This window comes from Kitasatospora sp. NPDC059722, from assembly GCF_042733235.1.
Classification (GTDB): Bacteria; Actinomycetota; Actinomycetes; order Streptomycetales; family Streptomycetaceae; genus Kitasatospora.
Genome location: NZ_JBHWGD010000087.1, coordinates 1 through 12,398, shown reverse-complemented (window position 1 = coordinate 12,398; position 12,398 = coordinate 1). Strand labels below are relative to the sequence as shown.

The window sequence follows — 12,398 nt, the reverse complement described above, 5'->3', positions numbered from 1 at the left end:
CTCGCACCCCCACCCCCCCGCCCGCTGGGAGAGCCTGTCCAGGGCGGGCGGCCGGCCCGGCGCCGCGGCCTCCCGCGGCGCCGGCGCCACGGGCGTGGGACCCCCGGGTATTAGCCACGGTCCTCCCGGGCCCGCTCGGCCGCCCGCACTCGCCGGAGCAGTGCCGCCGCGTCCCCCAGTCCGGCTGCCTCGTAGACCCCGGGGTAGGCCTCCCTGATCAGCTCGATGTGGTGCCCGGCGATGACGAGCGCGATGCCGTCCGGCACGTCGTGCAGGTCGAGCAGACCGATCACCGCACTCGCCAGCTCGCCCGCGTTCCTGGCCCCGCCCCGCAGCATCGCGCGGTGGTGGGCCTCACGGCGGCCGTCCGGGACGGCCGCCTCGAAGGTGGCTCCGGGTATGTAGTTGGTGTAGGTGAGCAGGCTGTTGACGAACCGCTGAAGAGCCTGCGGGGACGTCTCGGCGCGTCCGTTCTCGGTGTCGTTCACCAGCACGGCGAGCTCCGAACGAGCCGTGTTCAGCCTCTCCCGGTGGTAGGGCTCGATCGGGATGGCCCCGACGCGCTCGTTCTCCTGCCGCTCGGCGTGCCGGGCGACCCGCGCCAGGTTCAGCATGGCCTGGGGGATCCCCTCCCCGGTGACGGCCTGGCGGATCACGTCCTGGTGGACCACCCAGGAGGTGGTGTGCGCGCCCATCGTGCCCGAGAACGGGGACGGGCTGCGGCCCGCGAGGAGCACCTGCCGGATCACGCCGTCCGGTCCGAGAACGGCCTGCGTGGCGAGCGGAGACCGTGCCCGCTCCTCCTCCAGCAGGGCGTCCTCGTCCGGTTCACTGCTGTGATCGGTGGAAGCCGGCGTCCCGGAGTGCTCCGCGGCGGCCGGACCCGACGACGGACCGGGCGCGGCGCCCGCGGTCATCGGCTCGTCCAGCTGCATCTGCTCGAACTGCCCGACCAGATTGCCGAGGTCGGTGATCTCCTTCCTGAGAACGGGGATCTCCGCGCGCTCCTTCTTCGTGGTGAGGCTGCTGGTCAGCCGCTCCAAGCGACCCTCGCGGAGGCCCATGATCCGTTTCGCCTCCTGCACGTACTTGTCGGCCAGTTGCCGGACCGCCGGCCGGATCCGCATCGCCAACTGCACGGCCGCCCGCTCACGGCCCTCATCGCCGTGGCCCCACGCCGCGACGAAGGCATCCGGGAAGGCCAGTTCGACCGACCGGAGGTGCTGTTGGACGAGTTCGTTCATCCGCTGCTCCAAGCCGGCGGAGTCCGGCATGCCCGGGGCGATCCTGCCCAGCGTGTGCGGATCGGGTTCGGCCACCACCCAGGCCGCCGCCTGTGTGTCGAACAGGTCGAGGACCGCGTCCTGCAGATCCGCCTGCGTCCGGTTGACGGCGCGGTCCTCGAAGTCGGCCAGCAGCCGTACGGGACCGGCCTCGGCCTTGCCCTTGCCGGCCGTGGCCGGGCTGACCTCCCGCACGTTGATCGTGGTGAGCGGGATCAGCTCGCGGTAGTGCAGGTAGGCGTCCGCGAACTGCTGCAGCAGCGAGGTACCGAACTCCGGATTCCTCACCCGGGTCAGCAGGTAGTGCAGATCGCGGAGTTCGCGCTCGGCCTCCTCGAGCCTCCGCCGGTGCTCGGGCGGGAGGTGGTCGGTCAACCGCGCGCCGGGCAGCTCACGCACCGCCCCGATCAGGCCGGTGAGCCCGGTCACCGCGTCCGCGGGGCTGTGGGCCCGCAGCGTTCTGGTCAGAGCCGCGACCTGCACGGCGAAGGCCGTGGAGTGGTCACCCATCGTGCCGCTGTACGGGGAGGGCGGGCGGCCGACGACCGTGACGTTGGAGATCCTCCCGTCCGGGCCCGTTTCGAGCTGGGTCACCAGCCCCTGGGCACGCTCCGGCGCCTCGGGACGGTGGAGCAGGTCGCTCGCGTCGTAGTGGCTGCGGCTGCTGGAGTAGAACACCGTGACCTGGCGGTGGGCGGGGTCGCCGAACTCCACGGGAGCCTGCCGGCCTTCCGGGGTGACGATCCGCAACCGGATGCCCAGCGCGTGCGCCACCAGCGGCGCGAACATCTCTCCTTCGGCGGTCGCCCAGTGGGTCCGCCAGTTGGCGACGGCGTCCACCAGTCCCGCGTAGTCGTCCCGGGTGAGGTGAGCGGCCGGATCTCCCCTCAGGACGCGGTAAGCGTGAGTGATCTCGTTCGGCAGACCCTGCGGATCCCGAGCTGCGAGGTACTGTTCGACCACCCTGCGGAGGGCCTCGTGCTCTTCGAGCGTGTGGAGCCCGTGGTCGGTCAACAGCCCTGCCACGCCGCGCGGATCGCTGGTGGCCACCGCCCGCAGGAGACAGAAGCCGTCGGAATCGACGCTCACCAGGTTGCCGTTCTCCGGCTGCTCGCGATGCCCGCCCGAGGACGAACTCTCCTCCTGGCCGCCCGGACCCCCGAACCGTGCCGTGTCCTCCATCGGCCGCAGGTGGTGCTCACCCGGGCCGGCCAGGTGCTCCGCCGCGTGGTACCCCGGCGGGAGGTCCCCGGACGGCAGCTCGGTGCGGACGACCGTGCCGTCCTCGCCGAGGCGGTGGCCGACCCAGTGGCCCCCGGGCACCACGACGGGACGGCCGTGCGCGTCGATGCCGACGTCGGCGGCCACGAGCAGGTGTCCGGGCCCGTCCGGGTTCCCGTGGTCCGGCACGAACCAGACCGGGCCGGTGGCCGCGTGGATCTCCGGGGTGAGCCCGTGCTCGGCCAGGTGCGCCAGGACCTCGGCGACCTGGGTGTGGCCGCCCTGCGAGGCCAGGTCGCAGGCGACGAACCGCAGGGTCGTCCGGCCGTCCCAGCCGCCGCTCCGGTGCCACTCGACCAGCCGGTCGGCGAGCCGGCGGGGGCTCAGCGGCAACTGGGCGTCCTTGGTGTGCAGGGCGACCAGCCGGACGGCAGGGTCGTGCGGGAAGTGGGCCAGGGCGTCGGCGGTGGCCGGGTCCGGTGCCTCGCCCGCCGGCCAGAACGGCGCGTCGGCGCTGCCGGGACGGTCGGCGATGGGGTGCTCGGCGTCGGGGCCCGAATGCTCGCGCTGCCCGAACGACTGCGGCGCCGGCTTGCCCCACGCGCCCTTCGCCTGCGGCTTCACGGGCTGCGACGACGACTCGGGCGCCCCCGCCTCCGGCTTCTGCGACTCCGCCCCGGCGGTCGTCGCCGCGTCGCTCGGGCGAGCGACGGGCGCGACGGTCTTGTACGCGATCTGGTGGCGCTGCTTCCTCCCCCGGTCGTCCGTGACGGTGACGTCGAACGTCCCGTCGACGTGCTCGTACCCGTAGGGGATGGCGACGTTGATCTTCGCGCCCCCGAACGTGAGTTCCCGGCTCGGCGGCACCTTGCCGTCGTCCTTCGGATAGGCGGCCACCACCCGGATCCCGGGGTACGCCTGGTTGAGGTCGCGGACGACGTCCTTGCAGCTCTCGCAGGTTCCCTTGGTGGAGAAGACGGTGAACGTCCCGGACACCTGGTTCTTCTCCTTGAAACCCCAGCTCTCCAGCTGCCGGTACGCCGCGTTCAGCAGGGTGACCTCGGCGTCCTTCCGCTGGTAGCCGAAGGAGTGGTCGGCAGCGGGCTTCCGGAGTTCGGCGGCCACCTCGTCCTCGGCCCGCGCGTACTCCTTCAACTTCTCGAAGGCCTGCTTGTGGAGGTCCGCCGCCCGCTTGTGCAACTCCGCCATCGTCTCCCGCGGTTCGTTCCGGGTCCTGGCGGCCTTCACCCTCTCCTGGATGTCCACGACCTGCCGGTGGAGCTCGACCGCCTCGCCATGGCGGGTCTCCGCCAGCTCGATCTTGTTCCAGAACTCGCGCGGATCCCTCGGCCTGCCCCCTTCGTCCTCCGTGGTCCTCTCCCGTGCGGTGGCGGCCAGCGCGACCGCATCGTCGATCTTCTTGGCGACCGCGGCCAAGTGCTCTCCGGCCGCCTCCCTTTCAGCGGGCTTCGTGACCCAGGTGTCCAGAGCCGTGAACGCGGACTTGTACCCGGCGACCGCCTCCGTCAGTCCGGTGGACGCGGCCTTGTGCTGAGCGGCCGCCTCGCGGAGCACGGTGGCCACCTTTTCGGCCCGCCACTTCTCCGCGCTCTGGTAACCCTTCCCCTGCTTGATCGCCCTCTCGTCCTCGGGCCAGGACTGCGCCTTCAGCTCGTCGAGTCGGGTCCGGTCATTGAGCTCGGGGAACTGCTTCGCGCCGTTGTTGGTCCGCTTCGACGTCCACACGTAGGGGTTCCCGGCCTTGTCCTGCCCCTCCAGGCGCAGGTGCCCGACGGCGAAGGTCATGCCCGGGTGCGGGCCCGGGAGGATCTCGTTGACCAGGGGCCTGAGCACTTCCTCGTCGGTCAGGACGACGGGCTTCGGGTCCTCTCCCTCCGGCGACAGGAGGACACCGTGGGCTTCGTGAGCTCCGTGGGCCGTGGTGGCGGCGGGGTTGAGGGCGAGCTCGATCAGGTCGGCTTCCGAGACGGGGTGGCTCGGCCCCTCCGGTTCGGGGTGCGGCTCGCCGGTCGCCGTGCGCATGAACTCCCGGAAGCCTCCGTACAGTTCCTCCTCGGCACGGGTGCGGCTGACCGGGTTGGCCGGGGCGGGGTGGCCGGCCTGCGGGTCGGGGCCGTACAGGCGCTCCAGCAGGGGCAGCAGTTCCGGGTCGTTGCGCCTGACCCAGTCGGCGCCGTTGTTGCGGGCCAACCGGGTGCTCGGGTCGTTCCCGTGGTTGGTGCCGAGGTAGGCGTTGCTCAGCTGGGCGAAGTACTCGTACTCGTCGGCCGAGGAGTAGTTGCCGACCAGCTCGTCGGCGGCATTGCGTCGCCCGCCGTCGGGCCACGCCGCGACGGGCTCCTCGCCGAACAGGTCGGTCAGCCCGTCCGCCTGGCGCTTGCCGCGGTAGGCCTCCCTGACGAGCGCGTGCTCGTCGCCCGTCAGGCCGAACTTGTGGATGGCGTGGGCGAGTTCGTGGGTGGTCGTGGAGTAGCCCTCGGGATGGGTCGAGGCCCGTCCGAGCGTCGTCGTCGCACCGAGGAGGTTCTCCTCCGTCACGACCACGATCTTCCTGGACTGCACGCCCCGGACGGTCCGCCAGGGCCGGCCGTCGACCTCGGGGAGGTCGTTCAGGTGCTCCAGGCCCGCCACCTCGGTGATCGGCACGTCCCTCGGAACGATGACCACCCGGACCTCCTGCGTGAGGAGCCGTTCCGCGACCTTCGGATCCCGCAGCATGCGCGCGACCTGCTCGTACGCCGCGTGCCGCGCCGCGACGGGCTGGTGGGTGCGGGGGTCGACGTCCACGATCAGCCGGGCCGCCGCCTCGGCGAAGTCCTCCGGCTCCAGGCTCTCGCGAAGGCCCCTGACGTACTGTGCGTCGCGCGCGAGCTCACGCCGGGCCTCCGGCGCGAGGAGCTCCAGCTCGTGGACGGACCGCACGGGCGCCGGCGCGCCGCCCGGGACGGCGGGGCCCGGCTCCGGCGCCCCCTCCGGCGCCGGGTTGTCGATGTCCATCGCGGCATCGGTGTGCATCGCGGTACTGGTGTGCATCGCGGTACTGGTGTGCATCGCGGTACCGGTGTCCGTCGCGTGATCGATGTCCATCGCGGTGTCACCGTCCCCGGGCCCGTCCACCCTGATCACCTTCTTGGGGTTTCCCTTGAAGGGCAGCACGGGCTCCCCGGTGCCGAAGTCCAGCTTCGCCTTCCGGATCGACGCGAGGATCTTCGGGAGCACGTCACCCGTCGGACCGGTCCGGTCCTCACCGTGCTCGATCGTCAGGTACAGGTCGTCCAGGTTCACGCCCTTCTCCCGGGCGTAGGTGGTGACCCGTTCGAGGTTCGCGGGCTTCAACATCCAGTCGAAGACCTCCTTCCGCACCTCCTCGACGGCAGCCCGCAGTTCCCCGGGAGCACCGGCGGGCTGCCCCGCGGCGCCGCCGGGCCGGTTCTCCGCCCGGAGGTGCCCGAAGGCCCGGTAGAAACCGCCGTACTCGCGCAGCGCCGGCTCCGTCGGCATCCTCCAGGGCCCGGCGGCGTCCTCCGCGCGCGGTGCCGTGCGCCCCGGCTCGGGGTTGAACCGCAGGTCGGCGAGGCGGCGCCCGAGGCGGATGGCGGCCGTCGACAGGGCCAGCGCCTGGGCGGTCGGAAGTCTGTGCTCGTCCTGGATGCCCGCCTTGATGCCGGCGAACGGCCCTCGCGGGTCCAGCGGGGCCGACGTCGAGTGGCTCAGCACGTTCTTGGTCAGCCCGCCCGGCCCGAACTCGGGCCTGCCCAGGCCGTCCCTCGGGATCAGGTGCGGCGGCATCGCGCTGCCGTCCGGGCCCGGTTGTCCGGCCAGCAGCCAGTCGCGGCCGACCCGCGTCCTGACCATCTCCTTCTGCCACGCCTCGGTCGTCTTGTAGCTCGCGGGGTCCACCGGGACCATCGCGTTCCGGTCCCCGGCCGGCTCCCGGTGCGACCGGTTGAGCCGGTCCTCGCTCCGGAACCGGTCGGCGAGGTTCTTCCCGTAGTCCTCCCGGTAGGGCCCGAGTCCGATGGTGTGCCGGGCCGACCTGGCGGAGGAGTTCGGATCGCCGTCGCCCAGGCGGAAGTCCTTGCTGTTCAGACGCGCGGACGGGGTCGCGAGGCCGACGTGCGACTGCCCCAGCGCCATCTTCGGCCCCGCGCCCTTGCCCTTGTACGCGGCCAGCTTCTCCAGGTGGTCCACGACGAGCCGGGACAGGTCGGTGACCGTGGCACCGCCCCGGAAGTCGGTACGGAAGGCCTCACCGCGGTTCGGGAGACGGTTGTTGGACGCGTCGGCACGTACCCTCTCGACGATCTCGTCCCGCCCCTGGCCCAGGGGCGTGGAGGTCTTCGTGGACCGCGTGCTGTTCGGCACGGCCACGGTCTCCGGCTTGCCCTCCAGCTCGTTCCGGTAGTACCGGTCGAGCTCCCAGGCGTTGATCCGGTTGAGCCCGCGCCCGAGTTCCTCGAACTCCGCCCGGCCCGGGCCCCACTTCAGGGCCTGGGTGCCGGTCCCGTCGGCCAGCAGCACCGCCGGCCCGTCGACCATCAGGTTGGGCTCCGGCGCGTAGGGCAGCAGCGGGGCGTACGAGGCCTGCCAGTCGCGCTCCAGCATGTCCGTCTCGACGGCGAGCCTCACCTGCTCCAGGATCTCCGCCCGGCCTCGGGCGTCCAGCCACTGCGCCGGGAGTTGCTTCCCGCTCCTGGTGAACCTCCCTTCCACATCGGCGACGAGCCGGTCCAGGTCCGCCTGTTCGGTGGGCATCCGGTACCCGCCGACGAAGGCCAGCGGGCGGCTGGGGTCGAGGGCGTCGTCGTCGAGGTCGAACCGGTGGTCCGTCTGCTCGCCCGTGCCCGTGGGCGAGTGGTCGGGGTGCGGCTGCGGCCGGTGCAGCGTGTCCTCGACGAAGTTGAAGACGTGCTTGCCCGACGGCACCTTGCGGGAGCCCATGTCGTAGTCCTGCACCGCGAGGTACGGATGCAGGTCGCTGTCCATCATGGCCTTGATCAGCTGGTGGGTCGGCGCGCTGTCGAGGAGCGCGTTGCGCATCTCGCCGTAGGGGAAGACCTCCTCCCCCTTGACCTTGAGCCACGAGAACGTCGACTTCACGACGGCCACCGGCACGCCCATGGTCGCCGCGATGTTCCTGGCCTCCCGGGCGGCGGCGGCGAGGGCCGCCTCCTCGCCCTTCGGGGCGTTCAGGCCGATGACGAAGGCCACCCGGCGGTCCATGCCGTGCGAGCCTTCCATGATCCGCTCGATCACGGTCCTGATCTCGCCGGCGCTCTTGTAGCTCGTCATGGCGCTGACCACGAAGCCCAGCGGTCGAAGAGGGGGGAGGGCATCGGGTTCACCGGGCTTGAGGAACGCCAGGTAGTCCGCCTCGGACAGCTTCGGCACGGCCCCGACGTTCCTCGTGACGTTCTCGAAGGCGGAGTTGCCCGGTCGATCGTCCGTGCCGAGACCACCGATGAGGTCGCTGACTCCGCTCGTGAGTCGCGGCGCCACGAAGGTCGTCGGCCCGTCGCCCTGGCCCGGAGCGGCGACCTGGTGCGGCTGCCCGCCCTGCTCGGTCGGGGAGGACGGCGCCAGGTGCGGGCCGGTGCCGTCGTTCGGGTGCACCGGATCCTTGCCGTAGAGGCGCTTCAGCAGAGCGGACACCTCCGGCGGCTCGTTCCGCCGCACCCGGTCGGGCCCGCCGTCGGTGCCGAGGTAGCCCTCGGTGACGCGGGCGAAGTACTCGTGCTCGCCCCGGGATACGTCGTCGCCCGTCCGCTGCCCCGCACCGGCCCCCTGCTCCCCGCCCTCCGTCCGGGTCCGGTAGGCCTCCCTGATGATCGCCCGGTCCCGGGTCGGCAGCACGTCGAGGACCGCGTGGGCGACGTCGTGGGTCGTCGTCGGGTGCCCGCCGGGCACGGCGCCCACCCGGTGGCCCGCCTCCAGCAGCTTCACGGCGACGTGACGGTTGCGCAGCATCCGGGCGACCTGCTCGACGGCCTCCCGGTGCGCGGGCCCGGACCCGCCGGTCCGGGGGCCGGAGTCGACCATCAGGTGTGCGGCGGTCTCCGCGAACTCCCGGGTGTCGCCGAGCTTCTTCAGGCTCTCGATCACGGCCGCGTCGCGCGCCAGCTCCCGGCGCCGCTCGTCCGGCAGGTTGCGCAACGCCTCCGCCCGTTCGGCGGCGGTGAGTTCGTGCAGCCGTGCGGGATCGGGCAGCAGCGGGTGCTCGGCGGCGGTCGGACCGTCGCCGTCGGAGGACGTGCGCAGGAGGTCGCCGAAGGTGCGCCGGTCGGGCGAGGACTCGTCGAACACCCGTGCGCGCTCGGCGGATTCGGCGCTGCGGAACACGGGCCCGGTGCCGTTCCCGCCCGTCCGCGCCTGGGCGTCCGCGAACCGGGGCGAGCGGGCGAGGTCGTCGACGACGTGCTGGACGTACTGCGGGTCGACGGCGCGCCGGTCGCCGTAGCCGAGGAACTCGACGGTCTGGGCGGCGGGTTCCCACTCCCCGTCGGCCTCCCGCCGGCGGAGGAGGTCGGCCATCCGCTCCGGCGGGATCTCCCGGCCGTCCAGCACGGGCCGGCCGTTCTCGCCGACGTGCACGACGACGGGGAACCGGGTGCCGTCCTCCGCCGCACGACCGAGGACGCTCCCGAGGTCCGCCGGGAAGCGCGGCGCACTGGCGCCCGTGTCGTGGAGGAGCCAGCCGCCCCCGTCGGGGAGGTGGCGACCGGCCGCGGTGGCGGCGTGGGGCGGCGTGGCGTCCGGGGCCGCCTCGACGACCGGCAGGACGGGGACGTCGACGTTCCTCGGCGCCTCGGGCGCCACGGACCTCGGTGCCTCGGGCGCCACGGACCCCGACGTCGCGACCCGCGTCGGCGGGGCGACCTGCCCCGGCTCCCCGCCCGCCGTCGCGGCGTGCACCGGTGCCTCAGGCTCGCTCGACGGCGGTGCGGACGGCGAACTGCCGCCCTCCGACGAGGTCTTGACCGCCCCCTGCTGCCCGCCGGTCTCGTGTTCGGACGGCTGCTGGTGCTCCGCGCCGCCCTGGACCTTCACCGAGTCGGGCACCGGCGCGGTCGGAGCCTTCTCCGACGACGACCGGGACGACGAGGAGGACGAGGTCGACGAGGACGACGACGCCTTGCCCCCGACCGTCGACGTGCTCCCCGCCTTCGGGACCTCCGGGTGCGCGGCCCCGCCCACGTGCTCGGGCCCGCCCGTCAGCGGCTTCGGCCGCGGCACCGGGAACGGGGCGGACCGGCCGGTCAGGTTCGCCACCGCCGAGAGGATGGTGAGCGGGTGGTTCCACGGCAGGTACTGGACCCCCGGGCCCGTGTCGTTCGGGTCGGCCAGCTTCTTGCTCACCCACTTCCCGTAGTGCTCCGCGAGCGGGGCGACGCCCTTGTGGCCCATGTGGCCGACGAAGCCCATGGCCATGCCGGAGACGAAGGTCTCCCACGTGACGGAGAAAGAGTGGTCGGGCCCGAAGGTGAGGTTGTAGAAGCCCTCGGTGAGGCCGTTCTGCACGCCGGCGCCGAGGTAGCCGCCCACGGCGACGCCCATCCTGAACAGCCTGGTGTTGCCGCCCACCTTGTCGAGCAGGCCGGGCACCTGCTCGACCAGGTGATCGACCCCCTCCGAGCTCAGCCCGCGCGACCCCAGCGCGTCCCGCATCGCGGTGCGCAGCGCCTCGTGCTCGGCCGCGCCGCGCCCGCCGCTCACCGCCATCGCGTGGGCGAAGTCCTTGCCGAGCTGGGTGGCCTCCTCCTTGCCGAGGACGCTGCCGAAGTGCTGCTCGAAGACCTGCGCGACGTCCTTCTCGAACCGGGCCACCGCGTCCTTGCCGAGCTCGCGCAGGCCACCCGCGAAGGCGTTGCCGATCTCGTGGGAGTAGCGGCCGATGGTCTGCGCCAGGTCGTTGCCGAAGGCCTCGGCGGACTCCCTGGCGAGCCACTTCTCGCCGTCCCGGGCGGCCGCTCCCGCCGCGGCGTGGGCGGCCTCGTTGGCGACGGCGTGGGCGGCCTCGTTGGCGAGGGCGTGCTCGGCGCTCCGCGCCGCGTCCCGCGCGGCCGCGTCCGCCGCGCTGCGCCCGGCCTCGTTGGCCAGGGTCTTCCCGGCGCCCTTCGCGAGGTCCTTCGCCGCCGTCTCCCCGATCGTCCGGGCCGCGTCCTTGGACAGGACGCCGGCCAGGCCGTCCTTGGCGAGCCCGTTGGAGACCCTGGCGAGGTCGCCGCCGAGGACGCGGCCGGCCTCCTTGCCCAGGCTCTTGCCGATCACGCCCCGGAAGAGCTTGGTCAGCCCGCCGCCGAGCAGGGCCAGCGGGCCGCCCACGATGCCGTTGAGGGCGCCGAACTCGACCGCCTGGAGCGTGGACTTGGAGTCCCACTCGGTCTTGTCGCCGCGCCCGATCTGGATGAGCTGGATGATCGTGTCCATCACCAGACCGCCCGTGATGCTCACGACGGTGTGCATCACGATCCGGTCGATCAGCCAGGCGAGGATCTTGCGGATCACGCCCTCGGCCACCGCCCGGGCGGCCACGATCGTGCCGAGGGACGCCCCGCCGGTGAACGGGCTCGCGGCGATCGCCCAGGCGATCTCCAGGGCCAGCTGGATGAGCTGGGCGATCGTCATCCACTTGGCGTACTCGACCTGGTTGGCGGTGTCGTGCGCGACCTGGCCGAGCTGGGTGCACTGCTTGCCGGCCAGGTCGAGGGCGTTGTCCTTGCCGCCCGCGCCGACCAGCGCGCCCGCCGCCGCGGCGAGTTCCGTACCGGCCTGGCCCGCGATGTTGTCCGTGCAGTACGCGGCGGCCTGCCGGACGTAGTCCTCCAGCTGCGGCATGTTCTTGCCCACCAGCAGGTAGTAGTCCCCGGCCTTGCGCAGGTCGTCCTCCTTGGCCTCCGGCCACGCCATGCCGGTCAGACCGTGGAAGAGGTTCGCGAGCCCGACCGGGATCTCGATCGACATGGCGGGGGACTCCTGAGGGGTACGAAGTGCGTCGGCCGGGTCGCCGGAGGCGCCGCGGGGCGTCCGGGAGGCCTTACTTGACGGTCGTGGACAGGTCGTCGTCCGTCTTGGTGAAGAGCTTGGCGGCGTGCCCGCCGTTCTCACTGAGCTTCTGCACGACCTGGCCGACCTGGTCCATCAGCTCGATGAGGTTCTTGGTCGGCCCGTCGACCGTCTCGTGGTAGCTCTTGCCGATCTCGTCGTGGCCGGCCGAGTTCTTGTTGTACTTGTCGATCTGCCCGATCCGGCGGTTCATCTGGTCGAGCAGGGTCGTCATCGACCCCAACTGGGCGAACGAGCCGCCCAGTTCGGCCGTGGCCTTGAACTCACCCACGGAACTCCTCCTGCCGCTCGCGCCGGGCGCCGGCGCCGGGGCCCGGGCGCATCGCCTGGAGCGGGGCCAGCAGTTCGTCGAGTTCGGTGCCGCCGGTCATCGAGGTGCGCAGCATCTCGCCGAGCCCTTCGAAGGTGCCCAGGGACTCCGTCACCTTGGCGCCCATGTCCGCCCGGGCCCGGTTGAGCACGTCGGTCAGGGCCGCGCTCAACTGGGCCGGGGCCATGGAGCGGTAGGCGGTGGTGTGGAAGGTCAGCGACACCACCTCGCCCTGCGCGCCGAGGACGGCCGTGATCATCCGGTCCTTGGAGGTGACGGAGACCGTTTCGGCCTGGAGCTTGCGGGTGGCCTCCTCGATCTTGGCCTGCTGCACGCGCAGGGTCTCCATGGCCTCTTCGATCTGCTGCGCGAACGGGGAGACGGCCATCGGGCTCCTCTCGGACAAGGACGCGCACCGGGCCCACGGGGGAGGGAGCCCGGCGCGCGCCGGCTTTCGGGGTTGTCATTCCGGACAACGGGACGGGCGGCGGCCCGCGTTC

At 72.5% G+C, this 12,398-nt stretch carries 3 protein-coding genes; all 3 read right to left on the bottom strand.

Annotated elements, in window-relative coordinates; genetic code table 11:
- Positions 1 to 110 precede the first annotated feature (110 nt).
- Entirely contained in the window at positions 111 to 11,486 is an 11,376-nt protein-coding gene (locus ACFV4F_RS35190; RefSeq protein WP_380508797.1) for a hypothetical protein, read from the bottom strand.
- A 73-nt stretch (positions 11,487 to 11,559) separates the two neighbouring features.
- Positions 11,560 to 11,859 carry a hypothetical protein gene (locus ACFV4F_RS35185; protein ID WP_380441773.1) on the bottom strand — a complete coding sequence of 100 codons (300 nt, stop codon included), beginning with the start codon at positions 11,857 to 11,859 and terminating at the stop codon, positions 11,560 to 11,562.
- The gene (locus ACFV4F_RS35180) at positions 11,852 to 12,286 is read right to left on the bottom strand and encodes a YbaB/EbfC family nucleoid-associated protein (RefSeq protein WP_380441775.1); all 435 of its coding nucleotides are present in this window, start codon (positions 12,284 to 12,286) and stop codon (positions 11,852 to 11,854) included. The genes ACFV4F_RS35185 and ACFV4F_RS35180 overlap by 8 nt, the downstream gene beginning before the upstream one ends.
- Positions 12,287 to 12,398 lie beyond the last annotated feature (112 nt).